Source organism: Shewanella sp. MBTL60-112-B2 (assembly GCF_019655055.1).
Lineage (GTDB): Bacteria > Pseudomonadota > Gammaproteobacteria > Enterobacterales > Shewanellaceae > Shewanella.
The window spans coordinates 49,484-75,170 of record NZ_BPFA01000009.1; the positions used below are offsets into that span (position 1 = coordinate 49,484).

Here is a 25,687-nt window from a genome sequence, read left to right on the forward strand (position 1 = left end):
CACAGCTTCGATTAACGTAATTTGTAGCTAAACGACAACATCACTTGGTGTGCGTTGTAGTCATGGTTGATATCTCCCAAGGTCACTAGACCTGGAACTGTGTTGATGCTAACTACTGCAGCATCCGTGTCGTAATAGCGCTCGTAGCGATAGCTGAGTTTTAGTGCCATTTGGGCACTTAATTCATAATCGGCATATAGACTGGCACTGTGGTTGTAACTAAAGTAGTCACCATAAGGGGTCGTCATATCGGCGCTCACATCTGTGTCGCTAATCGAGTTACTGAATAGGTAATCTAAACCGAGGGTTAGCTTGTCTTGCATCAGGCCGCCGTATGCTAAACCCGCCCCCAAGTTGATAAACTCATCATTGATGTCACTTGACCAATCTGGTGCAATAAATGACTGACTACCCACTTGCTCGGAGTTGATCCACTGCTGCGCTGCAAAACCGTAAGCTGAGATGTGCTCACCAAAGTGCAGATTTAAATTAATCTCGTAACCAAAATCTTCCGACTCAGTCAGACCGATTTGCGTTTCGTCATAATCATCTTTGGCATAACGAGTCGCTACATCGATACTCATCCAATCAAGCGGGGCATGCGTTAGCTTCAGCTCAACAGCGTTACGTGTGCGATCCGCAAGGTAGTACTTGCGCATTAACGCGTTTTGCTCTGAGGAGGTCAGCTCATCGGCTTCATATTGAGAGCCGCCACGATTAGCATGCTCAGCATTGAGGTTAATATTGACGTTTTCGAGTGCGCGAACATTGAGCTTCATCCAAAAACGGTCGTCGTTGGTTTGCTCACGTTCACTGTGGGTGCGATCCACCTCTTTGCGGTCATAACCGACTTGAGCGCGATAACCACTGGCGATGCGATAGCTGGCGTTCACTTTATAGGTGTTACGGGTAATATCTTGCGGAGTATTTTGCTTAAACGCGCCAGTTAGACCATTGAATTCATATTGCATAAACTCAGCAGTCGTACTCTTATTGTCTCTATCGCTGTAATCAATACTGCCACCCAAACGCAGGCGATTACTCAACATTGAGCTCACAGTAAAACGACCATCTAGCGTATCGATTTGGCCATCCCAATTTTGCAGTGGATTGCCGGACATTTGGATCAAATTCTCATCCTGGATCATGCGCCCTGTCGATACACGTCCGCTCATCACGGTACTGTTAACAAGGTACTGCCCAGATAGGGTGACTTGATGCGCCTGGTTGTCTGGCGCTGCAGCATAGACATCATACAAGTACGGCAGGCTTAAGTTACCGATATCGTTGTTGTAAAAGCTGCCGCTATAACTCAGGTCCGTTAACCAGTTATCGCCATTGAGTCCAATACTGGCATCCCATTGCTTAGTCGTTGAATCGACTGGTAGACCAAAGTTAACCGGTCTTGGTGTCACGATACTTGATGCTTGATGTCCGGTCTTGGCTTCTTGGCTATAACGGATTGAACCTTGGTAAAAATCTCTGCTGTAATCCGCACCAAAGGCAAACTTTTCGCGCTCAAGTGCTAAATCAAAACGATTCACACTGGTACTAGGCGTTAATACACCATCGTTGTGCCAAAGCTGACTTTCAACGTCTCCAGCTTGGTAGGTTTTGATGCTGTTATAGTCAAACTCCATTGCATAATGGCCTGACTTACCCGCTTTTAATGTTGCAAAGCTATTATCCATTCCGAGTTGATGTGCTTGAAAACGTGCTTGATAGCCAGAGTTTGCTTGATAGCGTACATCACCACTCACACTGCCTATTGCGCCATCTTCTGCAGTGCCAAACGCATTACCTGCGTGGATATCATCAACGTCGTTATAGCCTGCAGCGACAGACACTTGGCCACTGTAGCCATTGTTATCACCGCAACCTTTGCAGCTAAAATTTTCCGACTTAACTAGACTGGTATTGGCTTTGTGCACACTAAAGTCTGCTGCCATCAGGTTGCCAGAAAGCGCTAATAACGACAGCGTGATCATATTAATTTTAAATGACATCTTCATATACTCCATTAGCGTTGCAGCAAGCTGCCAGCAGGATGGTTAGAACCATGAATTTGACTATGACAATTAAGACAACTTGCCCCTGCACCAAAAGCATCCATTCCCGGTTGGGTTACCACTTTGCTCGCATGACCATCGTTGGCATGGCATTGCTGACACAGCTGTGGAGCACGACTGTTTAAGAGGTTCTCGTTAACACTTCCGTGAGGGTTATGGCAGGTAATACAGTTTTCAGTAACGGGTGCGTGTTCCCATAAGAAGGGACCACGTTTTTCAGCGTGACAACTAAAACAAGTGTCATTGATTGAAGGCTGGTTTAAGGCGCTCTCACCCATTGAACCATGAGGGCTATGGCAATCAATACAGGTCATCTGGTCCCACTTTAGTGGGTGAGATGAGCGCTTACTCATGTCGGCTTTTTCTTGAGAGTGGCAGCTAGTACATGTGTTATTAACCGTGAGCGGGTTTAGCGCTGGGTCTTTCGCGCTATGCACAACATGGCAATCAGTACAGGCTATTTCTTCAAGGTTATGTGTGCTGTTATGCCATGCCATTTGGCTTGCATCGTTATGGCAGCCTTGGCATACGGTATTTTGTGCGGTAACCGATAATTTACTGTCAGGGTTGAAGCTAATCATCGGCTCTTTGCCACCTTTATTGTGGCGGCCTTGTGGACCATGACAGGCTTCACACTGTAATCCCGCCATTGGCGAGTCTGTAGAAGTAGCTTGGCCGTGCACCCCATCGAATATAGCCATTACGGTGGCATTTTTCTTGTGGCACATTAAGCAGGAATCAGCGCCTTTAGTGGAATACTGACCAGCAGCAAACTTATCCACTAAAGTGGCTTCAAGTTCATCACTTGTCAGCTTATTCCAAGGCGTAGCTTGCGCAATACTGGTAAGTATCATGCCTAGCAAGGCGATAGAAAGAGGGATTGAGTAGCAATATTTTTTCATTTATTTTATTTTCATCACTTCCGCTTTTTAATTTCGAGTTATGATATTTAAATGAAATTTTTTATTTTTTATTTTTAGTATCAGAAAAAGACAAGTGTGATATTTATCACTGTAAGGGTTCAAGTAATGGGAAAGATAAGAGTAACTAAAGTAGCTAACTTAAATTTTGCTTTAGATATCTCTAATTCAGATGATGTTAAGAAGAAGCTGTTAAGTATAGGGTTAATCAGAACAGATTGGATTTTAACAAGCTATGTTAGAAGCTTTCTGAAACAGCAAAGTTTGAATTTTTGCCATAAGCTAGTGGATGTAATAAGGTCTAATATATCTAGCCATTATTATGCATCTTTTAATAATGAATTAAGTGTTTTAGATAACCTATCTAAACTAGTCGAGTTTAATAATTTGTCTTCTACGTCACGCTGGGCGTTAGAGGTTAAAGGTGGGCGTTGCTATATATTCGTTGCTGATACGCTTAATGTTAATGGATATTCTGTCATTGACGAAATTATCTTTGCGACATTTATCTCTGACTATTTACCTTATTATTTGGGGCTGGAGTGTGATGACTTTGTAGTACATCTTTGTGGTAAAAGTGATTACTACTCTGATTCATGTAAGCACTTTAGAAATATCGAATTTTCCAACTGTTTCACCGGCGTTTCATTTTTAATTGATAATGCTGAAGGGTTACCTAAAGTGGAAAATGAAGAACCATTGTCACTGCCATTTTCTGAGTTAGTTGTTGCAGCTATCAATACTTGTTTGGTTATGGAGTTGAAAGCGAGTGTTGATAATGTCGCATTTTTATTAGGAATGTCTTCTAAATCTGTTCAAAGGGAGCTAAGTCGAGATAAATTGAAATTCATGAAAATTGTTAAAGACGTTAGGTTCGCTTTGGTTGAAAGAAAACTCGATAATGTTGTTTTAAAAAATATTTCATTAGAGGTTAGTCCAAACAGTATTAATAATTTTTATAGGGATTATAAAAAGTATAGGCAGGAAGGATGATTTTAAATAATCCACTTCCTGCATAATTAAATAAAATAGCTACGAAAGTAATGGGAGCTTTATCGTTTAGGCTGACTGCCAAGCAGATCTTTTAATGCACCGCCATTAATCACGTTCTTTAAGCCATTAGCCGTTAAGATATCGCAGCCCTTTTGGGCGCGAATACCTGCGCCGCAATAAAGCACAAACACTTGCTGACGGTTTTCAATCTTGTGCAGCCAAGTATCTAAGGTGTCTAAAGGTGCATTGATCGCTTGCGGTAGGTGACCACTGGCAAACTCTTGCGGCGAGCGCACATCAATCACGGTCGCACCGTCTTCTATCAGTTGCCAGCATTGGCTACCCGCAGGCTTGGTCGATAACTTTGAAATTTGAGTGTTTAACATAACCACCTCTATTTATTATTCTCTGGGATTTTGTTTGAAGCTAGCTGAACAAAACTTGTACTGATATTTAAACCTTTAATTAGATTAATTTCAATAAGTTTTTTCTAATGATTGGGCTGTGTTGGTTAACGGTATGGCTAGATAGAGAAAATTAACTTTGAAAATCAGCAATAAACAAGGTACTAGGTTCTAGGGCGCTGAGCTTTAAAACAAGGTACGAGATCCTAGGACGCTTCGCTGCGAGGACGGGCTAAAGCCCTGCTAGGAAAGTCAAAAGCTAAAAGCACCACCTTTACCATTTCTTAGTTTTAAAACAAGATACGAGCATCCTAGGATGCTTCGCTGCGAGGATGGGCTACGCCCTGCTAGGAACAGCAAAGTCCAAAAGCATCACTGGTGTACTTTGTGAGCTTTCCGGCTTTCTGTAGGTCGGCATTTATGCCGACAAATTCTTTATAAAAACCAAGCTTGATGGGCTAAAGCCCAACCTACTTAAAAATATGCTTTCCATCTTAGCTTTAAACAAGGACTTAGGTTCTAGTGCGCTGCGCTTGGAGGACGGGCTAAAGCCCTGCTAGGAAAAGCAAAAGCCAAAAGAACCATCTTTGCCAGTTCTTAGCTTTTCCGATCTTTTCCGTAAGCATAGCGTTCCGTAAGGCCGTAGGCCGTTCGTCTTTGCTTTCCCTAGGACCTTTCTTAGCCTTTCCTAGGCCCTAGTACCTTCTATTCCTAGAACCTATCTTTTAAACCGCTTAAAGATAAGCGAAGTATTGATACCGCCGAAGGCGAAGTTATTACTCATCACATAGTCGGTTTCAAGCAAGCGGATCTCGTCTTTGATGTAGTCCAGCTTACCGCATTCAGGATCGATTTCAGTTAGGTTCAGCGTAGGTGCAAACCAACCCTCGTTCATCATCTCTATGCTGACCCAGGCCTCTAGCGCGCCGCAAGCGCCCAATGTGTGGCCGGTGTAGCTCTTAAGTGATGAGATAGGCTGTGATGAGCCAAATACAGCATGGGTCGCTTGAGTTTCGGCGATATCACCACGATCGGTTGCCGTGCCGTGGGCATTCACATAACCAATTTTATCAGGGGTAATAGCAGCATCTTTCAGCGCTAAGCGAATTGCTGTTTCCATGGTTGCACTATTAGGCTGAGTCACATGTAGACCGTCGGCATTAGTGCCAAAACCAATGATTTCAGCATAGATTTTTGCGCCGCGAGCCTGAGCATGCTCCAGTTCCTCTAGCACTAAGGTACAAGCACCTTCACCTATCACCAGACCGTCGCGGTTTTTATCAAACGGGCGTGGGTTTTCAGTTGGTGCATCATTTTTAGTGCTGGTGGCAAACAGGGTGTCGAATACTACTGCTTCGGTGGGGCAAAGTTCTTCGCCGCCGCCTGCTAGCATCAGATCTTGCTGGCCATATTTAATGGCTTCATAGGCGTAACCTATGCCTTGACTGCCAGAGGTACAGGCGCTGCTGGTAGTATGCACACGGCCTTTGAGGCCGAAGAATACGCCGACGTTCACCGCCGTTGTATGCGCCATCATACGGATATAGCTGGTGGCGGTAACGCCAGACATATCGCCATCCTTTAGCATGTCACCAAACGCAATAATTGGATCGGTACTGCCGGTGGATGATCCGTAGGCTATGCCCATAGCGCCAGAGGTGACCACAGGATCATCCAGCAAGTTAGCATCTATTAGCGCTAGTTCACTAGCACGGGTGGCCATAATCGATACTCGACCCATGGAGCGGATCTTTTTGCGTTTATAATGGCTCGGCACTTCAAAGTCAGTAATTGGCGCGGCCAAACGAGTATGCAGATCTTCAAACCTATCCCATTCATCCATACGAACCACGCAATTTTTTTGCGTCTTTAAGCTATCGGCAATCGTTGGCCAGTCATGACCCAGTGCCGAAATACCACCAATACCTGTGATCACTACGCGGCGAGGAAAAGCGGCTTGGCTCATATCATGCCTCCGTTAACCGAGATAACCTGACGTGTCACGTAGGCGGCATCTTCCGACATTAAATAGTTGGCGAGTCCAGCGATTTCAGAAGGCTTACCCATGCGGCGCATAGGAACTAAAGTATTAACCATCTCTTTAGGGATATCGCTGACCATATCGGTTTCGATTAATCCCGGCGCGATGCAGTTAACGGTAATTTTGCGTTTCGCGAGTTCTAGAGAAAGAGCCTTGGTTGCGCCGATAATGCCGGCCTTAGATGCACTGTAGTTGACCTGGCCGCGGTTACCCGCAATACCAGATACTGACGCTAGCGTAATAATGCGTCCACCTTGACGGCTTTGCACCATAGGCATCACGGTTGGGTGAATCACGTTATAGAAACCATCTAGGTTAGTGTGTACTACACTGTCCCACTCGTTTTCTGTCATTGCGGGAAAGGCGGTGTCGGCATTAATGCCAGCATTGAGCACTACGCCGTAATAAGCGCCGTGTTGTTCGATATCTTGCTCAATCGATTGCTTTACAGCGGCTCTATCGGCGATATCAAACTGCAAACAGCTGACCTTAATACCTAGCAGTTCTAACTCAGCCTTAGTGGCATCGGCGGCATTTTGGTTGCTATGAAAGTGCATGGCGATATCGAAGCCCGAGGCGGCAAGTTTCAGTGCGATGGCCTTACCTATGCCGCGGCTTGAGCCGGTGATTAATACTCTCTTGGTCATACTATTACTCCCTGCGTAGCTGCCTTGTTCTGTAAAACGCTGTTATGTTTGGCGCTACGCCTCTGTCTTGTCAATTTATCAGTCGGTCGAGTCGGCAATATACGCCTGAGTATCTTGGGGCTGAAACACATTCACATTGGCTTCGGCGACGACCACTTGGTTATGTAATATTTGGCAATCGAATACCGCCAACCCAGACTCTTCCTGGTAAAGGCGAATGACGCGAGTCAGGTAGCTTTGCCCTGCATCAAATTGTGATATGTGCATCTTAAGTTTACGACTGCCTAATAGGAATCCTACGCGAATAATGTCATCGCGTAGATGGGCTTCAACGCCTGCTAGTGCAGCGATGCTCTGCGCCATGTACTCGATGCCCACATAGTTAGGCACGCCATTTAAAAGACTGTCGAAATAGGGACTAGAGGCAGATATATCGGTTTGAGTTAGCAAGCTATCATGGCTGTGCTCAAGCAGTTTAGTGATTAAAATCATTGGCTCGCGATGAGGGATAAACTCAGCAACGTCGCACTCTGAAAGCTTTGTTGGGTCAAACATCTTGGGTTATCTCTTGTGGGCCATTACCTAATCGATGGCTTGTAGTGCTGAGCTTACGGCTTAAGATCAGGCAGGCATTACTGCCACCAAAGGCAAAAGAGTTACTCATCACATGGCATAAATTGGCTTGCATGCCCTTGCTCACTAGCGCGAGTGTCGGGTCGTTGGGATCTTGTTGCTTATCCCAAACCTGTGGCGGTAAATATTGCTGCTTATTGTAATCACTGAGTAGCAGATAGCAAAATGCCGCTTCAATTGCGCCAGCAGCGCCTAAAGTGTGCCCTGTTAGCGGCTTGGTTGAGCTGCATGGAGGTAAGCTACTGCTAAACACCGTATGCACCGCACGGCTTTCCATAGCGTCATTTTTTGGGGTCGCAGTCCCATGTAAGTTGAGGTAATCAATTTGCTCTGGCTGTAAGTCTGCCATCATTAGCGCAGCTTGCATGGCTGCTATCGCGCCACGACCTTCAGGGTGAGGCGCTGAAATATGATGAGCATCGCTAGACTCGCCAATACCACTTAACACAATTGCAGTGCTCTCTGTCGCTGGGGTTTCTACAGCCACTTTCTCTAACGTAAACAGTGCGCCGCCTTCACCTATGTTGATCCCATCGCGGTTTTGGCTGAAAGGTTGGCAGTGTCCGCTAGAGATAGACTCGAGTGAGTGGAAGCCGTTAAGAGTCAATTGGCACAGGGTATCGATGCCGCCGACAATGACCATATCGCAAACGTCTGCATCGATAAGCCGCTTTGCGCTGCCAAAGACCTTGGCGCTGGAAGAGCAAGCGGTAGAGACGGTGTAACATGGACCGTTTAACTTAAAGTAGCTCTGTAGAAACTCGCTGGTGTTGCCTAATTCCTGTTTAGCATAGTCGTAATCTTGGGGGAATTCCCCTGAATGTCGCTGCTCGGCAAGCGCCACCTCACCGGTAGCAATGCCTGATGTGCTGGTACCGATAACCAGGCCGATCCGCTGGTTGCCGTATTGGGTTTTGGCTCGCTCAACGGCAGCTTCGATTTGCTGTGCGATAAGCAGAGTCAGCTGATTGTTTCGAGTATCAAACTGCTTTAAGGCGGCAGGGATGGTAGGCAATGTGGCATCGACCTGACCTACCAGTACGGCACGCTCAAACAATAGATCTTCTCGCCACTGCATGCCGTGAATACTGCCTGCAATCAAATTGTCGAGCACAGCTTGAGGCGTTAGCCCTAAGGGGGTGCATAAACCTAAATGTGTTATCGCAATTGGGGTCGTTGAACTCACTTAAATATCCACTCAGTCAGGTTTATAACGGGCTAATACTCAACTTGAAGTTAGCCGCCGGAATGTTGAGATTAACATCAGCCTGCCACTTGTCTAAATTGCTTTTGTTTAAGCTGCTTTCGCTTAAGTTGCTATCATCTAAACGGTTATAGCGTATTGTTATTATCGGCTGCTCGTCAGCTGCAGAGTCAATAGTGCCATTTTTAGCATTATTGTTAGCAAAGAATAGCCCGCGACACAAAGTGGCATCGCATGGGTAGCTTTGCACTTTCGCCCCTTGTAAGTGGCGGTTTACGCTTGTGTCGGGCCAGTATATCAATTGCATAATAGCTAACAGGTATTCAGCTTTAAATTGATCCCCTAGAAGCTGGCTCTGTTCGCTGATTAAAGTGTTACCGTCATAGGTAAGGGTGAATAGAGCTTGCCCAAGTGGGGCGAGGCCTACCAAGGTCAACTGTTGGCCTGTAATTTCCAACTGACTTAACAGTTCATGCTGGTTATCTGTGGTCTCAATACTGACTTTTTGTGTCGCGCTAATAGCTTGCTTGTTGTCAGTTAAGTCTTGCTGGGAGACAGGTGCTAAGCAATAGTTAACATCAGCTGCTAGCTCGACACAGGTTTGACGCTGCAGTGTCTGGCTGCAGGCTGTGATTAATAGACATAGGCCTGCGAAGGCGAGTATTTTGCTTAACTGCGACATAGCTCTACTACCATATTTAGGCGGCGTTTAGACTCACTAACAAACGGGTTTTTCTCGTCCCAAGCATAACCCGCAAGAATAGAGCAGATCATCTGTTTGATCTTGGGATCGGGATCTTCGAAAAAGATCGCATCTTGAAAACGGCAATCGTACCAAGCTTCGACATAGGTTCTAAAGGTATCGACACCTTTCATCAAAGGGGCGGCGTAATCTTGCTGCCAATCGACACTCTCGCCATCGAGTTGCTTTATCAGGGTCTTAGTTGCCATCGACGCCGACTGCATGGCGATGGTAACTCCAGATGAAAACACCGGATCGAGAAACTCCCCCGCATTTCCCAGTAGCGCAAACTTATCGCTGGCTAAAGTTGTGACGTTGGCGGAGTAGCCTTTCAATAGGCCAGAGGCATTAATTAGCTCGGCGTTTGCCAGCAGTTTTTTAAGCCCTGGCTCTTGGTTGAGCATTGTCTTGAGTATGCTGTCTAGATCGCCGTCAATATCGCAGTCACCGCCATCATGCAAAACATCTAGTTGATGAGGTTCGCCGACAACACCTACCGAGCAGCGACCATCTCTAAAGGGAATTAGCCAGTACCAGATATCTTGGTTATCAGGGTGTACGCTAATAAGGATCTTATTACGATCAAAACTCGGATCGGTAATATTGTCTCGCACGTGGTTAAACACCGCGCTGCGGGTGGGCAGGCTAGAGGGTTTTTCTAAATCGAGCAGCCTAGGCAGCACACGGCCAAAGCCGCTGGCATCGAGCACGAACTTGGCTTTTATGCTTTGCGACTCGCCTTTATCGTTAATGACTTTAAGCCTTGGCTCGGCACTTAAATCGATCGACTCCACACTATGGCCATAGCGAATATCAACCCCTTGTTTTACCGCTTCGTCGGCTAACAGCTTATCGAACTTAGCGCGTTCAACTTGAAAAGTGGTGCCTGGTCCAGCGGTAAACTTATCGGTAAAGTCGAAGGTGGTATAGCTATCTTGATACTTAAAGGCGGCGCCATTTTTAAATTGAAATCCCGCTCGGTTTACCGCTTCTAGCATATTGGCTTCGTTAATTACCGTCATGCAGCAGGGGAGTAAACTCTCGCCGATAGAGAAACGCGGAAAGTACTGTTTCTCAAGCACTAGCACCTTCTTTCCCTGAGCGTGTAACAAGCTGGCGGCGATACTGCCTGAAGGCCCAGCTCCAATAATGGCGACATCGACACTTTCGGATGCATCCGTTTCAAACGTATTCTGAACAGCTTTATCAGTCGGCATTAACGGACTTCCTTGTAAAAATTTGAATAAAGGGCGAGAGCAAAAAGGTAAAGCTAATCCCCAGTAACAGGGTTAGGCCAAAGGCATTAATCGCTGGAGTCTGGCTAAAGGCAAGTAAGCCAAATGCTAGTAAGGTCGAAACTGCCGACATAAATACGGCCATCATCACCCCGCGAGTCTGTTGTTTCGACTCGGCAAAAAACAGGCTGTAATCGACTCCAATACCAAACACCAAGATAAGTGATAATGCATGAAATAGAGTCAGGGGATTATGCATTATGCCCAGGCAGGCTAAGGTCAGCAGGGCCGATAATGCAGGCACAGCCACGACGATAGCTGCTAGTTTGGCGCCAAACCTAAAGGTGAAAATGATCCCTGCAACCAGCAAGGCTAATGCGAGTAAGGCAAGCGTGAGCTGTCGGTAATGACCCATTACGGTAGAGATATCGCCAACCTTATCGACAAGTTGAACCTGACTATTACCTGTAAATAGCTGGGCAAGGGCGTCCAGCTGGGTAATGCCCCCCAGTAATACAATAGCCCCATAACCTTGGTCTGCACCCGATTGCGGCGATAGTTGTGGTGATAGCCACAGCGGCTTAAAGTTGGCGCCAGCTTGATGGCTTAAGAAGCTATCGGCAGTGATAAACTTGCTGTTAGCTGCGCGATACTCAGCGATGAGAGACGCCTTGATATTGGGCTCTAAACCTAGAGTGGCAATAATCTCATCTAAGTGCTCAAGATAGATCTGCCCTTGTAACTGATAGTTCCGCTCTTGAGCCTGCTGGCTGGGCAAGAAGCGGCTTAGGCTTAAATGATTGCCCAAGATCTTATCTTGCTCGGCAAGCTCTAAAATCGGTTCAACGGCCTCTAGCTGCTGTTTGAGCTGTTCTTGTGTTGCCGCGGTGACTAACAGAAACTGATTATCGGTTCCGCCACTCAATAAGGTGCGAAGCTGGTCTTCCTCAGCTTGAATATCACTTGGGGTATGTTGTAACTGGCGGATATCATCATTTGCCGTGAGTTGGCTGATGCCGATACCGATAAACCCAATACTGCAGATTACTAGTAATAATCGAGCAACAGGCTTTTTGGGTAGGGCTCGGTTTAGCATAAAGGCTTGATATTGGCTGGCTAAGTTCAGTGCCGTGTTGGCCTCTTTGAGTGGGCGCGCTGCCAACGTAGGGTAAGCCAGTAATAAAGTTAAGTAGGCGCCCACTAAACCCGATGCACAGAATACGGCGACCTGCTGCATACCCGGAAAAGGGGCGAGCCCTATTGCGCTATAGGCGATAACACTGGTGACTAGTGCCAGAGTTATCGCGGCAAAAATCTTTTTAATGACAGTTTCGCTGCTATCGCTAGGGTGGTTTAAGCGCTCACAGTAGTAGTGAAAACAGTAGTCGATCGATATGCCGATTAAGCTGGTACCAAATACGAGGGTCAGCAGGTGTAGCTCGCCAAAGAGCAGGGCGGTCGTGACAACAGCAAGCAGTAAGCTAGTGCTGACGGTGATGACGGCAATGGTCAATGGCATGAAGGAGCGAAATGCTAACCAGACTAAGCTAATAACGCCGATAAGGGATAATAGCCCTATGCTGGAGACTTCTTGCTTGGCGTTTTCCGTCGCAGCCGCGGCATGAAAAAGTGCGCCAGCTTTAATGATTTCAATGCCCGCATCTTGCTGGTTAACCGAGTGGAAAGCCGTTTGCAACGCTGTAAGTTGGCGTTGCTGTGCATTGGGATTAAACGCGCTATCACTGCCTTTTGCCATCACGATGGCGGCAAAACGTGGCTGTGGCATACTCGCCGAGGGTGCGATAGTGGCAAGCAATACCCCCTGTTTTACTGATAGCTGTTGTGACGGTGCAAGCGCTATCAAGGAGTCAGGATAAAGCAGTAGGGGATCATGGCTCAGTAGGCTGCTGTTGGCATAGCTAAAGGCGTTATACAGTTTTTCTAATGCTGTTTGAGTCAGTTGTTGCCACTGGCCTTGTTGCAGCAAGTCTTGCTGCGCTTCGGTGAGTAGCTGAAATCTATGTTTAAAGTAATAGCTATTTAATGCCTCGGCTTGCGCCATATCGGCACTACTAATATCGACAAAAGCGACGGGGGCTGAGTCTTGTCTCAGTGATTTCATTGTTAGCTTGGCGGCATCGATTGCAGCCTGCTGGTTGTCACTAACAAAGCCTAAATAGACACGGTTTGCCAACTGTTGCTCAACCTGCGCCATAGCCCTTTGAGTCATAGGACTTTCGCTGATTTTGGGAAGCATGGCGAGAATATCGCTTTGCACTTTTGCGCCGCCTTGCCACAAGCTAAAGCCCGTCATTAGCGTGATGCTAATGAGGGCGAGCCAGAGGCTAAATCGAAATTTATTACTGGCTTGGCTTAAAAAACGACTCAAAAGGGAGTTCATTGTGGCTGCTTACTCTCAGTGAGCTGAGCGTCAGCCTTTGGAGTCATGGTCGCGTCTGGTTTAAGTTGTTTTGTAGGGTTAAAACGAGCCTTATCGCTTGGGGTAAGAGGGCGTTCATCAATGGCTGAAAATGCAATTTCACTACGATCGCCGTTGGCACTGAACAGGACTAAGCTTTGTATCTTCGCATCGCCGACTAGCACTAATTTAGGTAGGGCCTTGGCGAGCATAGGATCGATTGGTTGTAATCCTAATTGCCAGTGATTAACGCCTGCCCCAGTTTGAGCTTGCACTAGGCTGAGGTTGAAATGCTGCTCTAACTGCTCAATATCACCGCTTAACAGGGCGTTTAACAGTTTTGGCATCACCTCACTCATTTGGCTGGCACCGCCTGCTTGCTCGGCATCATTGACGCTAATATTGCCTTGACTATCTATCTGTATCAGTTGCTTATCTTTTAGGATCAGCGTGCTGGCGAAGGGGCTATTTTGTTGCCAAATCACCCCAAGATCTTTAGCAAAGATAAATTCGCCCTGACTGACTAAGGGCTTTTTCAGCACTTTAAGATAACGATGCTGAGTAAACTCCCCTTTTGCCTGCAGGCTAGGAGAGAGTTGTCCACTCAAGCTGAGTAAATCGGCTTCTGTGGCTTGCTGCTCAAATAGCGCAGTGTAGCTAGAGAGAGTGTCACTAGGTTCTGCATGAGTATTGCTACTCAGTAGTAGCGGAAACAGTAATAACACTAGGCTCAATAAGTGTCTCATTAGCTTAACTCAGTTTGGCTGCTATCAGCGGCAATTAGTGCAGCAATCTTTTGCTGAAAAACGTCGGGGGTGACAAAGCACAGCTCTTGAGTCTGCATATCGACGGCAGCTTGAATGGTGTAGCCCTTAGTGATGCGCTTACCCGTTAGCGCATCGAGCACTTGATAGTTGATCTTGATGCGGTTTTCCCACTCAACTAAAGCGGCCTTAACGATAACAGTCTGCTCGAAGGTACTCGATTGCACGTACTTTATCTGCACATCAACAATCGGCCAGCTAAATCCAGAGTCTTGCATGGCGCGGTAACCGTAGCCGATTTTATCCAGCAACTTACAGCGCACCAACTCAAAATAGCGCAGGTAGTTGCCATGCCAAGTGATCCCCATCGAATCGACATCATGAAATGGAATTTCAACTTCTATCTCTGCGTGCAAAATGCCTTTCATTAGCCGCACACTTCCCAGTAACCGCTTTGGATCTTATCCACGGTGGCACGCAAGGTGTGCTCAAGCGGTCTGTCTTCGGTCAGTAGTTTAAAATCAGCTGCAACTTGTGTAAGGGTATTGGCTAGAGACGGTGTAATAGAGCTTTCAACCAGCTCCTCTTGGGCAATGCGTAGACGAATACCTTGAGACATGGCCAGTAGCGCCGCCGCAGCCACTTGCTCGGTAAGTTGTAATACACGCATACAGTCACGAGCCGAGATAGTGCCCATGCTGACTTTATCTTGGTTATGACACTCGGTAGAGCGCGAGAAAACGCTGGCTGGCATGGTATTTTTTAACGCTTCAGCCGTCCACGCCGATACACCAATCTGCACCGCTTTAAAGCCGTGGTTAATCGCCTTACGTGTGCCTTGAGCACCCGAGAGGTTAGCAGGTAAACCGTTATTGAATTTTTGATCCATCACTAGCGCCATTTGGCGGTCGATTAGATCGGCAATATTGGCTACGGCATTTTTCATCGCATCCATCGCGAACGCAATATGCCCGCCGTAGAAGTGACCGCCATGCAAAATATGCTCGCCTTCACCATCCACGATTGGGTTGTCGTTGGCGCTGTTTAGTTCAGTTTCAATAAACTGGCGCATAAACGGCAGTGCGTCTTGCAGTACGCCAATCACGTGTGGCGCACAGCGGATAGAGTATCTGTCTTGCAGTCTGTCTGAGTTACGCGGGTGGATATGATGATTTAAGTCTTCACGGATCCAAGCTGCGATCTGATTTTGCCCCGGGTGCGGTTTCGCGGCAAACAAGATGTCATCGAAGTGATTCGAGTTACCTTTTAGGGTCAGTGACGCCATGGCGGTAATACGGCTAGCAAGGCGAGCCATGTACTGGGCGCGGTCATAGGCAAGACAGGCTAGCGCTGTCATTACCGCAGTTCCGTTCATTAACGCTAGGCCTTCTTTCGGGCGTAGTTTTAGTGGCACGATATTTAGCTCTTGGTACACGTCGCTGGTTGGGCGTCGCTCACCTTGGTAAATCACATCGCGCTCACCCACAAGCACAGCCGCAAGGTAAGAAAGCGGCGTTAAGTCACCACTGGCACCTACAGATCCCTCTTCTGGGATCACAGGGGTAATATTCAGGTTAAGCAGGGTTTCTATACGCTCGAGTAGCTCAATGGTGACCCCTGATTTGCCGACAGCTAACGAGCTAAGTCGGCATGCCATCACGGCGCGAGCTTGCATCGGCGACAGGATTTCACCCATACCACAGCCATGAAAACGCGTCAGATGCAGCGGAAGCTCATGGACCAAGTCTAAGCCAACAGTCACGGTGCAAGAGTCGCCATAACCTGTCGTGACGCCGTAAACTACACCTTCTTCTTTAAGCAGGCTATCGATAAATAGCGCGCCTTTTTGAATGTAGGTACGGTATTCAGTCGTTTGATTCAGCTTGGCTGTCGCGCCTTTGGCGATAGCCACTACATCTTCAAGCGATAGGCTGTTATAGCCAAAATTAACGGTTTGCTGGCTAAGGATATCGGTATTGTCTTGGGTCATTTACTTGCTTGTCCTTTGGTATTGCTACTACAGCGTTCACTGCTGTGCGCATCTGTACGTTGGAACTCTTCGTCCTTGCGCCAGAAATCATAAAAATTAAACCATTGCAGCGGCTCGCTCAGAGCAAAGTGCTCCAAGCGACGGCTAAATTCGGATACTGCTTGCTCGAGCCTTTCTGCGCGTCCAGCTCTAGGGCCTTTGAGAGTATCGGCAAAATGCTCTAGGTGCACATGGTAGCGTCCATTTTGGCGCAGGCAGAACATGGTATAAACCGGGCAGTCCAGTAATCCAGCCAGAATAAATGGCCCCTGCGGAAATGCGGCTTGCTCGCCCAGAAAGTCTTGGTAAATAACTCGTCCAGCAGTTTGCGAAGAGGTTCTGTCTCCTGCTATTACGACCAGTTCACCCGCTTCTATCTTTTGCTGCAATAGCATAGATGTACTCGGACCAAGCTCAGTGACTTGAATAAGATTTAATGCGCTATCGGGGTTGAGCTGCTTGAGTACATTGTTAAAGTTCTCGGCGTTTTGCGTTAGCACCATGACGTTAACTTTGACTTGGCGCTGGTGGATAGATATGGCTCGACATAGCTCTAGATTTCCTAGATGCGAGACCAATAACACGGCGCCATTACCAGCGAGTAATTGGTTAGCTAGCATCTCACGATTAGGAAAATCGACCTGTTCGAGCTTGATGCGATCGCACCAAGCATCGATTCTATCTAACGCGGCATTTCCGAACGCGAAAAAGTGCTTGAGGCTGTCACGCCAGCTCAGTGGCTCACCTAGCTGTGGATGATCAGGTTGCTTGGCTTTTACATGGCTTAGAAACTGCTTTGATGCACAGCGTGCGGTAGTACCGGTTAGGAAGAAATACACAATCACCGGGTACATAATGGCACGGCACAACCAATGACCGCCAAGGCGGTAGCTTTCGGCTATCAGTTTAATGCCCCAATAACTGCCGCGCTCGGTCATGCTTGACCAATGTTTATTTTGGTTAGAGCCAGTGAGCGACTGCTTTAGCTTTTGCAACAGCTTTTTAGGTTGGCGCAGCAACATGCCAAAGAACAGTTTGCTGTGCATCAAAGAGATGCGCACATTATCTTTGAGGCCTTGAAAATGGCTCACCCCGTCTTCGGGGTAGATCACCCGAGTCGGCAGGTGGATAACCTTGACGCCTTGCCAGTACAGGCGCACTAAAACTTCAATATCAAAGTCCATGCGCTCGCCCAAAGCGTGGCTTAGAAATAGTTTCTCTGTTGCGGCTAATGGGTAGACGCGAAAGCCACACATGGAGTCTTGGATATCGAAACTTAAGGTTTCTATCCACACCCAGAAGTGGGTGATGTAGCGGCCGTAGAGGCGGCCTTTTGGCACTGAATCGTCGTACTGCGGAAGGCCTGAAATTAACGCTTCTGGCGCTAATTCTGCACGCTCTATCATTGCCGGAATATCGTCTAAGTCATGTTGACCATCGGCATCGACCTGCAGTGCATGAGTAAAGCCATCGGCATAAGCGGTGCGTAGCCCGGTCATCACTGCCGCGCCTTTACCACGGTTGAAAGGGTGGTGTAGCAAGGTCACCCAATCGTACTTTTCAGCCAGCTCTATCAGTAGAAAACGGGTTTCATCGTCGCTGCCGTCGTTAATTAGGTAGCAGGGGAGATTGAAGGCGGCTAGGTGCTCAAGTGTCTGCTCAATGGCACCAGTATGGTTATAGTTGGGGATAACGAGAGCAAGACGCATTAGTGACTATCCGTGCTATTGATAACTTGAGTTGTTTCGCTATTGAGTGCGATGCGCCCCGATGCGAAGCGCTTGTCGCCTTCACTATAGGCAAACACGAGCTTAGCTTTAGCAGCGTTGTGGCTAATGCTTAAATCAACTTGGGTATTGGGTAGCATTAATTGCTGAAACTTGAGTACTTCAAGGGTGGCAACATTAACCGGATAGCCGAAATGCTCACAACCTAGCTTTATCGCCCAGTCGAGTTGAGTGACACCGGGCAGTACTGGCTGCTCAGGAAAGTGCCCCGAGAAAAACTCAAGGTCGGCGGCTATTTCTAGTGTCCAAGTTACTGAATCTTGGTCAGCTTTACAGCTGATGATAGGGGGCAATTTAGATCTAATCATTTGCTCTTAAACTTATCGATATCGAACAGGGCTAACATGTCAGCCTGCACTCGTTTACCTTGTGGGTTTACTGGTAACTGTTCGGTGTAGCGCCAGCGCCTAGGTAGGGTCACACGCTCAAACTGCGACAACAGGTGACTCTTTAATTGATTATTGAGTGCCAGCTTGCCGTTTGCTTCGAGTTGCTGCAATCCTGTCGCTGAAAGCTCAATGGCAGCGCCAAGTTGTACTCTAGGCTGCTCTAGCATCACTAAAGCGGCTTTTGCCACATATGGATGGCTCTCTAGGAGTGACTCCATCTGTACCAATGACAGACGCTTCTCTTCAACTTTAATAATTCGGTCTAAGCGGCCCTGTAGGGTAAATGTGCCATCGTCTTGCAAGGCAATTTTATCATCACACTTAAGCCAGTCGCTGTCTGACAGGTAAGGGGATTTTAGCAACAGTGCGCCGTCTGCCTCATCTTGCTGTATCTCAATCGGTGCAAAGCTTTGCCAGCTTGAATTGAGAGTCTGTTGGCGGCGATAAGCGATACCGCCGGTTTCGGTGCTACCAAATACTTCAATCGGCGCTTGGCCGTAACAACCGGCAACGGCTTTAGATGCCTCATAACTTAGCGGGCCACCAGAGCTAAACACTAAGCTTGGTGCGCGCAGCTGGCGCTCATGATCGAGTGCATCTGGCAGTCTTGAGAGTTGAGCAGGGCTGCTGACCAAGCATAAATTAGGGAACAAGTTGGCGTAGTAGCTAAGGGTTTCAGGGTATTCAACCAGATCGCTTAAAAAGGGACGACTTGCGGCTAAAGGCCAAAGGATTTTAAACAGTAGTCCATAAATATGCTGGTGGGATACGGTCGATATTACGCTGCAATGGGGCAGGTGCTGAGCAAAGGTATGCTCAAGTACACTCACCTCGGCGTCGAGTTGTTCAATGGTCTTAACCACTCGCTTAGGCTTACCGCTGCTACCCGAAGTAAAGAGGACTAGCTCTCCCCACTCTAGTGATTGTGGCCAATTACTGCTTGGTGGATTGTGTTCTTTATCTAAGCGCAGGAAGGCTTTGCCTTCGCAAATAGGCATATTGGAGAGCACGCCGTCAAACTCATGGGTGAGTTCGCTTAAGGTGCCAGCCTGAGCGTTAGCAGGTAAAATAATCTGCTTACCCGCGAGCAAGCCTGCACATAGGCCGACGGCAAACAGATCACTGCTGTCGCAATTTAGTAGCCAGCGCTTTGCATCCGACTCGATGAGCTGTTGCCTTAGCTGGGAAACCTGGGCGGTAAAGACAGAACCCGTCACAATATCGTGGTGATTGAAGCTAATTAGTTGCTGAGCTGTAGGTCCTAGGCGTAGCCAAGATTTCAGTAGATTCGTCATGATTTTTTCAACCAGAATGTTCTGTATAACCATTCGCCACCCAGTAGCGACCCGATAAGCAAGTAGGCAATTAGCCCGTTATAAAGTGTCCATGTTTCGATACTGGTGTAAAGCGCGGTATAAAGCGCCATAGCACCATTAAAGATGAATAACCCACACCAGATTAAGGTGACGCGATTGAGGTAACCGATAGCTACATCGGGTAGTTCGGGCTCTTTTAGTCTTGCAAGCCTTTCAATCATGCTGGGGCCACGTTTTAGTGAGTAGCCAAAAAGGCCCAGCATGGTGAGGTTAATCACCACAGGGTAGAAGAGTAACCAATTATTCTCTTTTGCGATAAAGCTTCCGGCGGTGAGAGCTATTCCTACGAGAATAGGCAGCATTAACGCCTTCACTTTTTGTTGCTGCAGCAATAGCCGTATGACTAAAATGGCGCACAAGGCGAGCGCGATACTGCCAGCAGGCAAATAGTGCAGACCAAAATACACTGCCAGTGGATAGCCTATCATCACTAGAGTCGTCACTATTTGCAGAAAGAGTCGCATTACTCTTTAACTAAGCCTTCGATAGCCGACACTACGTCATCTACTGTTCTAACGGCTTTAAACTCTTCAGGCTTAATTTTCTTGCCTGTCATCTGCTGTAACTTGATCACCAAGTCAACGGCGTCGATGCTGTCTAAATCGAGCTCTTCGTATAAAGAGGCCTCTAGGGTGATGTCTTCGGCATCAACCTCGAACTCATCGACTAAGATTTGAGTCAACATCTCTAGGATCTGTTCACGACTTTGCATAATGCCCCCTAGGCTCGTTGTGACTCAATAAAGCTGACTAGGCTAGCAACGCTATAGAAGTGTTGTTTTGTGGAGTCAGAATTCGCTTCAATCTTCACATCAAATTGCTTTTTAATCGCTAAGCCAAGTTCCAACGCATCAATTGAGTCAAGGCCTAGACCCTCACCGAATAGTGCGGCTTCTGAGTCGATATCATCAATACTGACGTCTTCTAAATCCAGACAGTCGATGATTAGTTGTTTAATTTCGTTATCTAAGCTCATAAGTATCTATCTAATTGTTGTTTATAATAGTTTTCGAGGTCGCGAGTCATCTTGCGTGCCATTTTTGCATCACCACCCGCGCCAGCATCATAGCGTAAATAAGGCAATGTTTCGCCAATTTCGATATCGATGCCAATGGTTCGCCTAGGTAGCTGATACCACTTTTGTTGCTTGCTGAAACCAACGGTATTCGTTTTTAGAAAAACAGGCAATAGGTCGCTACGAGTCCGCAGGGTGATATTGGCTGCGCCGCGGGCAAATGGATTAATTTTCTCGCCAATAACGGTGCGGGTCCCCTCAGGAAAGATGATTAAGTTGGTGCCACGTTCGAGCACAGTTTTGCAGTCTTCTAACAAAAGTTCGGCGCCGCGGTTGGGGATGTAGCCTGCACAGGAGACCACGCCACGTAAAAACGGGTTACGCCAAAGACTCTGCTTTACGATGCAGCCTGCATTGGGTATTAAGCTGATTAATACGACCACATCAATTAAGGTAGGGTGATTCGCCGTGACTATCATGCCTTTGGCATTGCTAAGACGGCTTAAATCCTCGTGGGTGACTTTGATAAGCCCTACCCAAGTCATCATCCGTACAAAACCTTTAAACATGATGTGCACTGCGCGCTGCACACGTTCGATACGTTGCTGAGGCGTGCCAGGCCAAAACCTGAGTATGGGTAATATCGTCAATGAGCTGAGTAGGCCGCCGAGTCCAAATACCATATAGCAGGTTGTGCCGCCTAACCAACGTGGGACATAAGCCAAGCCTGATAGCCTCGGTGCGATAGCTTGTTTGTGTACTGCTGGACTAGTCACAGTTGAGCTCCCAATGCCAGCCGGATAATACCCCGCTTATATTCTGCTTAGCCGCCAAACTCGATAACAGTAAGCCAATGCTGAGCTCATTGCCGACTTGTTTATTGCTTGGAGTTAAAGTCAGTGTTGCTAACGCAACTTGTGAGTCGTCAGCGGGAGCAAGCATAAATGCGGTGGCGATAGCCCACTCAGGGCTTGATGAGAACTGTTGATAAACCTGAGGCACTTGCTCATCGGCATAGACTAATAATAACGGCTCAGGATCCGCGTGTAGCTGACCAAAGGCCTCAATAAACCCTTGGCTCAATGTGTTTTTACCCGCAGCGATAGAAGTCGATGCTGCGCGGTTACCGCTTAAAATACTGTAGATACCACTAGCGGTATTGTGCACCGATTGACTAAAGCCTGTAGGTGATAATGCTGACTTATCGACAATATCGTTTAGTAAGCCGATAGTGCGATTAATCTCACCATGTTGTGAGGCAAAAATGCTACGACATTGCTTCTCTGGCGCACATTGGTGAATCGCTTCGAGGATGATTTTGGTGAGCTTACTGAGTCTTCTGCGCTGCATAGCTGGCACATGAGCCAATTTAGGCACGGCAATTTGCTGAGTAGAATAATCAATCGTGGCATTAGGCCAAGTTAACCATTCATTGGCTTGTTGGTAATGTGGCGACCATGCGCCCCATGAAAGAATGCTGAACTTCAAATGCATTGCCCCAGATACGAATATCCTTTCGTATTGCCCTGACTAGTAGAAAGAAATGTTTGACCCTATTAAGCCCATTGTGGCCAATAGAGCAAATACAACGTCGTATTAGCTGGTCATTCTACAACATAAATGAGGAGTACAATACGCCTTTTGCGATACAAGTGTCGCTAAAAAGTGAGCCTGGAGTAAGAAATGTTGAATCAAAATGCGAGCCCTGTTAATTCAGGGCTCTTTGATGGGCAGGGCGTTAGTTAAGCTGTTTTTGCAGACGGCGTAGTGCTGACTTCACCTTACGTGAGTTTTCAGGCCCCATACGGATCATTAACTTCTGCGCATTAGGTAGCGCTTCTAGCTTAGGGTCGACAAACTGATAGTTAACGCTGACACCATCAAGCTCAATTGGCTGCTCGATAATTGGTGCATCCAGCATGACTTCGATAGCTTGATGCATGCGGTCGTTGAATGAAGTATTGCTGTAGCCTAACTCTGAAAATGCTTCACCGAGTAACGGGGTCATTTCCTTGTATGTCTTGGCGAGCTCTTCATCATTTAAGCTTGCTAGAAAGTCGGCGTATAAGTCATATCTGTGGTAACTGTCAGGATTGATATAAGTCTTATTAGCAATTTCAGATACGGTGAAACTATTGTTTGGCGCCTTTAACGGAGTCATTTTGCGTGCCAACTCGCCCTGGGCTAAGTTATCAACAAACACTACAAATTGACGGATTACATTGTCTTCAATCAATAGTGGTTCAATCGCCATACCATCAGCAACCGCAGTCACTTTTTGATGCACATAAGGGTCACTATCGGCTAGGGCGGGTAGTGGCTCTACTTCAGGAACAGGATCCACTTCTGGTAGCTGCGCAGGTTCAGCTTCTACGATAACTTCTGGCTCCGGAACCGCTTCAGTTTCAAGTGGCTGTTCTGGAATAGGATCGGGGATCACCACTGGCGCGATGATTTGTGGTTCTTCGATTTTTTCGTTACCACTGAGGTAATAGTAGCCGCCAGCAGATAGCGCTACAAGGGCAACAATAGCCAAAATTGCCAGACCATTTGTGCCAGAACTTTTTTCCTGTGGGGAAATTCTATCTTCTTGACTGAGTTGCATTTTAACTCCTCTGCGACAGCGCAGTGATACGACTAATAATAAAAGTATAGCTTCAATCCATTTTGCAAAATTTAAGCAGATTGTCTATAGGCTGAAGCTCTATGAAGGATATTTAATTTTTAAAATGGACTAAATCAGCACTTTACGCTTGTACAAACTGCTCTCTATCGCCTAACCAGCGCTCAATAATGGCATCAACACTATTTGGAGCTTGCAGCATAACGTGGGCAGCGAGTTTCTGTACATGGGGAATAAGCGCCTGATCGCGCATCAAATCGGCAATTTTCATATCGGCAATACCGGTTTGTTTGGTACCAAGTACTTCACCTGGGCCACGGATCTCCAAATCTTGCTGGGCAATTACGAATCCGTCGTTACTTTGCCTCAGTACCCCAAGTCGTTTAGTGGCGGTTGCCGATAGCGGCGCCTTGTATAACAACACGCAGTGGCTGGCTATTGCACCACGCCCCACACGTCCACGCAGCTGATGCAGCTGGGCGAGGCCTAAACGCTCAGGGTTTTCAATAATCATCAAGCTGGCATTAGGCACGTCTACCCCAACCTCAATCACGGTCGTGGCAACCAGTAAGTTAAGCTCTCCAGCTTTAAAATCAGCCATTATCTGCTGTTTCTCTGCGGGTTTCATTCGCCCGTGCACTAAGCCTACTTTTAACTCGGGCAGGGCACGTTTTAGCTCCTCTGCGGTATCTTCGGCTGCTTGGCATTCGAGGACTTCTGATTCCTCAATTAAGGTACAAACCCAATACGCTTGGCGCTTGTCATTGATAGCAGCCTGACGAACACGCTCGAGAACCTCTTCGCGGCGTTGTTCGGAAATAGCGACTGTGGTGACCGGTGTTCTCCCCGGCGGTAGCTCATCGATAATCGAGGTGTCGAGGTCGGCATAGGCTGTCATTGCTAAAGTTCGCGGAATGGGCGTTGCCGTCATAATCAATTGATGTGGGTGAAAGCCTTGGCTAATGCCTTTTTCACGCAGACCTAAACGTTGATGTACGCCAAATCTATGTTGCTCATCGATGATAATCAGCGCTAATTTATTAAACTTAACCTGCTCTTGGAAAATAGCATGGGTGCCAATCACAATATGGGCATCGCCAGATTCGATATCGGCTAATGACTGGGCTCTGGCTTTGCCTTTTAGTTTTCCGGCAAGCCAGCCGACCTTTAATCCTAAAGGTTCAAACCAGGTCTTAAAATTAATGGCGTGTTGCTCTGCTAACAATTCGGTTGGCGCCATCATGGCCACTTGATAGCCACTCTCAATGGCTTGCAGTGCCGCTAGGGCGGCGACTAAGGTTTTACCCGAGCCTACATCGCCTTGTACCAGACGCATCATTGGCTCGTGTTTAGCCAAGTCTTGGGTAATATCGGCAACCACTCGTTGCTGCGCACCTGTAGGCTTGAAAGGCAGTGAAGCTAGAAACGGGTTCAGTAGCTGACCGGTGGCATTCATGCTTACTGCACTATCACGGTTACTGCGCTGACGCAGACGTAACATGCTTAGGTTGTGAGCCAGCAACTCTTCTTGAATAAGACGTTGCTGCGCCGGATGCGTACCTTGCTCCAATTCAAACTGCGAAACCTGATTATTGGGTCTATGTAACAGCTGTAACGCCTGCTTTAAATCTAAATTATTGGGCTGCAAGTTAGCAGGGAGCAGCTCTTGTAGACCGCCATTTTCTAACATAGTGAGTGCTTGCTCGGTGAGCTTAATCCAGCTCGCCTGCTTAAGCCCTTCTGTTGTTGGATAAACAGGCGTAAGTGTGTCGCTTAGCTGCAGATCTTCACCCGGTGCAATCAATTTGTATTCAGGATGAATAATTTCAACACCGTGGTTACTGCGACGAATTTCACCGTAGGCACGAATAGTCATGCCTATCTCTAAGCCGTTACGCTGGGCAACTGAGAAGTTAAAAAACCTGAGAGTTAAGCTGCCGCTATCATCGCGCACGGTGCAGGTGAGCATGCGCTTGCGCCCCTGAATAATTTGGCTCGACAGAATAACGGCTTCGATAGTGCCGTAGCTGCCGGGATAAAGCGAGGCAATGGGATAAACTTGAGTGCGATCTTCATAGCGCAGCGGCAAATGAAACAACAGATCTTGCACTGTTGTTATGCTCAACTTAGCTAGTCTCTCGGCCATCTTCTTAGCGACGCCTTTGAGATCTGTGATAGGAACAAGATCGAGTCTTTGCAAACTGTTAGCACTCAAACACTGTAAATTTATACATATATTATCAGAGTTATCGGTTTACGCAAATTTGACGCTTATCGGTTGGGGAGTCAAGCTGCAGTTTATAGCAATAGCTATTGTTGTCGGTGGGAGGTAATGGCGTTAACTCAAGCATATTAGAAACAAAAAAGACCTAAACTGCGACTGCAATTTAGGCCTTTT

The 25,687-nt window shown here is 47.2% G+C and carries 24 protein-coding genes; 1 reads left to right on the forward strand and 23 read right to left on the reverse strand.

The window, feature by feature from the left end:
• Positions 1 to 11 precede the first annotated feature (11 nt).
• Both K5Q73_RS07605 and K5Q73_RS07610 read right to left on the reverse strand, forming a co-directional pair.
• The gene (locus tag K5Q73_RS07605; RefSeq protein ID WP_220760831.1) at positions 12 to 2,006 is read right to left on the reverse strand and encodes an MtrB/PioB family decaheme-associated outer membrane protein; all 1,995 of its coding nucleotides are present in this window, start codon (positions 2,004 to 2,006) and stop codon (positions 12 to 14) included.
• A gap of 14 nt (positions 2,007 to 2,020) precedes the next feature.
• Positions 2,021 to 2,923 carry a DmsE family decaheme c-type cytochrome gene (locus tag K5Q73_RS07610; RefSeq protein WP_259650744.1) on the reverse strand — a complete coding sequence of 301 codons (903 nt, stop codon included), beginning with the start codon at positions 2,921 to 2,923 and terminating at the stop codon, positions 2,021 to 2,023.
• 174 nt (positions 2,924 to 3,097) lie between these two features.
• Between K5Q73_RS07610 and K5Q73_RS07615 the strand changes: the two genes are divergently transcribed.
• A complete protein-coding gene (locus K5Q73_RS07615) occupies positions 3,098 to 3,982 on the forward strand; it encodes a hypothetical protein (protein WP_220760835.1) in 885 nt (294 codons plus the stop codon).
• Positions 3,983 to 4,041: 59 nt separating this feature from the next.
• Here K5Q73_RS07615 and K5Q73_RS07620 read toward each other — a convergent pair whose 3' ends face one another.
• The 21 genes from K5Q73_RS07620 to recG all read right to left on the reverse strand — a co-directional run bounded on the left by K5Q73_RS07620 (position 4,042) and on the right by recG (position 25,489).
• Entirely contained in the window at positions 4,042 to 4,368 is a 327-nt protein-coding gene (locus K5Q73_RS07620; RefSeq protein ID WP_220760837.1) for a rhodanese-like domain-containing protein, read from the reverse strand.
• A gap of 736 nt (positions 4,369 to 5,104) precedes the next feature.
• Positions 5,105 to 6,352 carry a beta-ketoacyl-ACP synthase gene (locus K5Q73_RS07625; protein WP_220760839.1) on the reverse strand — a complete coding sequence of 416 codons (1,248 nt, stop codon included), beginning with the start codon at positions 6,350 to 6,352 and terminating at the stop codon, positions 5,105 to 5,107.
• Positions 6,349 to 7,074 (reverse strand): 3-ketoacyl-ACP reductase FabG2, encoded by a 726-nt coding sequence (locus K5Q73_RS07630; RefSeq protein WP_220760841.1) that lies wholly within the window; start codon positions 7,072 to 7,074, stop codon positions 6,349 to 6,351. Before K5Q73_RS07630 ends, K5Q73_RS07625 begins: the two co-directional genes overlap by 4 nt.
• Before the next feature lie 78 nt (positions 7,075 to 7,152).
• Positions 7,153 to 7,629: a thioester dehydrase gene (locus K5Q73_RS07635; RefSeq protein ID WP_220760842.1), complete on the reverse strand. Its 477-nt coding sequence runs from the start codon at positions 7,627 to 7,629 to the stop codon at positions 7,153 to 7,155.
• The gene (locus K5Q73_RS07640) at positions 7,622 to 8,893 is read right to left on the reverse strand and encodes a beta-ketoacyl-[acyl-carrier-protein] synthase family protein (protein ID WP_220760844.1); all 1,272 of its coding nucleotides are present in this window, start codon (positions 8,891 to 8,893) and stop codon (positions 7,622 to 7,624) included. The genes K5Q73_RS07635 and K5Q73_RS07640 overlap by 8 nt, the downstream gene beginning before the upstream one ends.
• A gap of 22 nt (positions 8,894 to 8,915) precedes the next feature.
• Positions 8,916 to 9,593: a DUF3261 domain-containing protein gene (locus K5Q73_RS07645; RefSeq protein ID WP_220760846.1), complete on the reverse strand. Its 678-nt coding sequence runs from the start codon at positions 9,591 to 9,593 to the stop codon at positions 8,916 to 8,918.
• A complete protein-coding gene (locus K5Q73_RS07650; RefSeq protein WP_220760848.1) occupies positions 9,581 to 10,870 on the reverse strand; it encodes an NAD(P)/FAD-dependent oxidoreductase in 1,290 nt (429 codons plus the stop codon). Before K5Q73_RS07650 ends, K5Q73_RS07645 begins: the two co-directional genes overlap by 13 nt.
• Positions 10,860 to 13,289: an MMPL family transporter gene (locus tag K5Q73_RS07655; protein ID WP_220760850.1), complete on the reverse strand. Its 2,430-nt coding sequence runs from the start codon at positions 13,287 to 13,289 to the stop codon at positions 10,860 to 10,862. The genes K5Q73_RS07650 and K5Q73_RS07655 overlap by 11 nt, the downstream gene beginning before the upstream one ends.
• Positions 13,286 to 14,053 carry an outer membrane lipoprotein carrier protein LolA gene (locus K5Q73_RS07660; protein WP_220760852.1) on the reverse strand — a complete coding sequence of 256 codons (768 nt, stop codon included), beginning with the start codon at positions 14,051 to 14,053 and terminating at the stop codon, positions 13,286 to 13,288. The genes K5Q73_RS07655 and K5Q73_RS07660 overlap by 4 nt, the downstream gene beginning before the upstream one ends.
• Complete coding sequence (locus K5Q73_RS07665) at positions 14,053 to 14,499, reverse strand: thioesterase family protein (protein ID WP_220760853.1); 447 nt, start codon at positions 14,497 to 14,499, stop codon at positions 14,053 to 14,055. The genes K5Q73_RS07660 and K5Q73_RS07665 overlap by 1 nt, the downstream gene beginning before the upstream one ends.
• A complete protein-coding gene (hutH, locus tag K5Q73_RS07670) occupies positions 14,499 to 16,061 on the reverse strand; it encodes a histidine ammonia-lyase (RefSeq protein ID WP_220760854.1) in 1,563 nt (520 codons plus the stop codon). The genes K5Q73_RS07665 and hutH overlap by 1 nt, the downstream gene beginning before the upstream one ends.
• Positions 16,058 to 17,809, reverse strand: a complete 1,752-nt coding sequence (locus tag K5Q73_RS07675; protein ID WP_220760855.1) for a glycosyltransferase — start codon at positions 17,807 to 17,809, stop codon at positions 16,058 to 16,060. Before K5Q73_RS07675 ends, hutH begins: the two co-directional genes overlap by 4 nt.
• Positions 17,809 to 18,195 (reverse strand): thioester dehydrase, encoded by a 387-nt coding sequence (locus tag K5Q73_RS07680; protein ID WP_220760856.1) that lies wholly within the window; start codon positions 18,193 to 18,195, stop codon positions 17,809 to 17,811. The genes K5Q73_RS07675 and K5Q73_RS07680 overlap by 1 nt, the downstream gene beginning before the upstream one ends.
• Positions 18,192 to 19,571 carry an AMP-binding protein gene (locus K5Q73_RS07685; protein ID WP_220761009.1) on the reverse strand — a complete coding sequence of 460 codons (1,380 nt, stop codon included), beginning with the start codon at positions 19,569 to 19,571 and terminating at the stop codon, positions 18,192 to 18,194. Before K5Q73_RS07685 ends, K5Q73_RS07680 begins: the two co-directional genes overlap by 4 nt.
• The gene (locus K5Q73_RS07690) at positions 19,568 to 20,116 is read right to left on the reverse strand and encodes a hypothetical protein (protein ID WP_220760858.1); all 549 of its coding nucleotides are present in this window, start codon (positions 20,114 to 20,116) and stop codon (positions 19,568 to 19,570) included. Before K5Q73_RS07690 ends, K5Q73_RS07685 begins: the two co-directional genes overlap by 4 nt.
• Positions 20,116 to 20,364 (reverse strand): acyl carrier protein, encoded by a 249-nt coding sequence (locus tag K5Q73_RS07695; protein WP_012157080.1) that lies wholly within the window; start codon positions 20,362 to 20,364, stop codon positions 20,116 to 20,118. The genes K5Q73_RS07690 and K5Q73_RS07695 overlap by 1 nt, the downstream gene beginning before the upstream one ends.
• A gap of 8 nt (positions 20,365 to 20,372) precedes the next feature.
• A complete protein-coding gene (locus K5Q73_RS07700) occupies positions 20,373 to 20,627 on the reverse strand; it encodes a phosphopantetheine-binding protein (RefSeq protein ID WP_220760860.1) in 255 nt (84 codons plus the stop codon).
• Positions 20,624 to 21,442, reverse strand: a complete 819-nt coding sequence (locus tag K5Q73_RS07705) for a 1-acyl-sn-glycerol-3-phosphate acyltransferase (protein ID WP_220760862.1) — start codon at positions 21,440 to 21,442, stop codon at positions 20,624 to 20,626. The genes K5Q73_RS07700 and K5Q73_RS07705 overlap by 4 nt, the downstream gene beginning before the upstream one ends.
• The gene (locus K5Q73_RS07710) at positions 21,435 to 22,160 is read right to left on the reverse strand and encodes a beta-ketoacyl synthase chain length factor (RefSeq protein WP_220760864.1); all 726 of its coding nucleotides are present in this window, start codon (positions 22,158 to 22,160) and stop codon (positions 21,435 to 21,437) included. The genes K5Q73_RS07705 and K5Q73_RS07710 overlap by 8 nt, the downstream gene beginning before the upstream one ends.
• A gap of 244 nt (positions 22,161 to 22,404) precedes the next feature.
• The gene (locus tag K5Q73_RS07715) at positions 22,405 to 23,271 is read right to left on the reverse strand and encodes a DUF3014 domain-containing protein (RefSeq protein WP_220760865.1); all 867 of its coding nucleotides are present in this window, start codon (positions 23,269 to 23,271) and stop codon (positions 22,405 to 22,407) included.
• A 142-nt stretch (positions 23,272 to 23,413) separates the two neighbouring features.
• Positions 23,414 to 25,489, reverse strand: a complete 2,076-nt coding sequence (recG, locus tag K5Q73_RS07720; protein WP_220760867.1) for an ATP-dependent DNA helicase RecG — start codon at positions 25,487 to 25,489, stop codon at positions 23,414 to 23,416.
• Between the last annotated feature and the right edge of the window lie 198 nt (positions 25,490 to 25,687).

Bases quoted from the DNA above. Each gene is read 5' to 3' on its own strand.
- K5Q73_RS07605 (WP_220760831.1), bottom strand. From the start codon at position 2,006: ATGTCATTTAAAATTAATATGATCACGCTGTCGTTATTAGCGCTTTCT.
- K5Q73_RS07610 (WP_259650744.1), bottom strand. From the start codon at position 2,923: ATGATACTTACCAGTATTGCGCAAGCTACGCCTTGGAATAAGCTGACA.
- K5Q73_RS07615 (WP_220760835.1), top strand. From the start codon at position 3,098: ATGGGAAAGATAAGAGTAACTAAAGTAGCTAACTTAAATTTTGCTTTA.
- K5Q73_RS07620 (WP_220760837.1), bottom strand. From the start codon at position 4,368: ATGTTAAACACTCAAATTTCAAAGTTATCGACCAAGCCTGCGGGTAGC.
- K5Q73_RS07625 (WP_220760839.1), bottom strand. From the start codon at position 6,352: ATGAGCCAAGCCGCTTTTCCTCGCCGCGTAGTGATCACAGGTATTGGT.
- K5Q73_RS07630 (WP_220760841.1), bottom strand. From the start codon at position 7,074: ATGACCAAGAGAGTATTAATCACCGGCTCAAGCCGCGGCATAGGTAAG.
- K5Q73_RS07635 (WP_220760842.1), bottom strand. From the start codon at position 7,629: ATGTTTGACCCAACAAAGCTTTCAGAGTGCGACGTTGCTGAGTTTATC.
- K5Q73_RS07645 (WP_220760846.1), bottom strand. From the start codon at position 9,593: ATGTCGCAGTTAAGCAAAATACTCGCCTTCGCAGGCCTATGTCTATTA.
- K5Q73_RS07650 (WP_220760848.1), bottom strand. From the start codon at position 10,870: ATGCCGACTGATAAAGCTGTTCAGAATACGTTTGAAACGGATGCATCC.
- K5Q73_RS07655 (WP_220760850.1), bottom strand. From the start codon at position 13,289: ATGAACTCCCTTTTGAGTCGTTTTTTAAGCCAAGCCAGTAATAAATTT.
- K5Q73_RS07660 (WP_220760852.1), bottom strand. From the start codon at position 14,053: ATGAGACACTTATTGAGCCTAGTGTTATTACTGTTTCCGCTACTACTG.
- K5Q73_RS07665 (WP_220760853.1), bottom strand. From the start codon at position 14,499: ATGAAAGGCATTTTGCACGCAGAGATAGAAGTTGAAATTCCATTTCAT.
- hutH (WP_220760854.1), bottom strand. From the start codon at position 16,061: ATGACCCAAGACAATACCGATATCCTTAGCCAGCAAACCGTTAATTTT.
- K5Q73_RS07675 (WP_220760855.1), bottom strand. From the start codon at position 17,809: ATGCGTCTTGCTCTCGTTATCCCCAACTATAACCATACTGGTGCCATT.
- K5Q73_RS07680 (WP_220760856.1), bottom strand. From the start codon at position 18,195: ATGATTAGATCTAAATTGCCCCCTATCATCAGCTGTAAAGCTGACCAA.
- K5Q73_RS07685 (WP_220761009.1), bottom strand. From the start codon at position 19,571: ATGACGAATCTACTGAAATCTTGGCTACGCCTAGGACCTACAGCTCAG.
- K5Q73_RS07690 (WP_220760858.1), bottom strand. From the start codon at position 20,116: ATGCGACTCTTTCTGCAAATAGTGACGACTCTAGTGATGATAGGCTAT.
- K5Q73_RS07695 (WP_012157080.1), bottom strand. From the start codon at position 20,364: ATGCAAAGTCGTGAACAGATCCTAGAGATGTTGACTCAAATCTTAGTC.
- K5Q73_RS07700 (WP_220760860.1), bottom strand. From the start codon at position 20,627: ATGAGCTTAGATAACGAAATTAAACAACTAATCATCGACTGTCTGGAT.
- K5Q73_RS07710 (WP_220760864.1), bottom strand. From the start codon at position 22,160: ATGCATTTGAAGTTCAGCATTCTTTCATGGGGCGCATGGTCGCCACAT.
- K5Q73_RS07715 (WP_220760865.1), bottom strand. From the start codon at position 23,271: ATGCAACTCAGTCAAGAAGATAGAATTTCCCCACAGGAAAAAAGTTCT.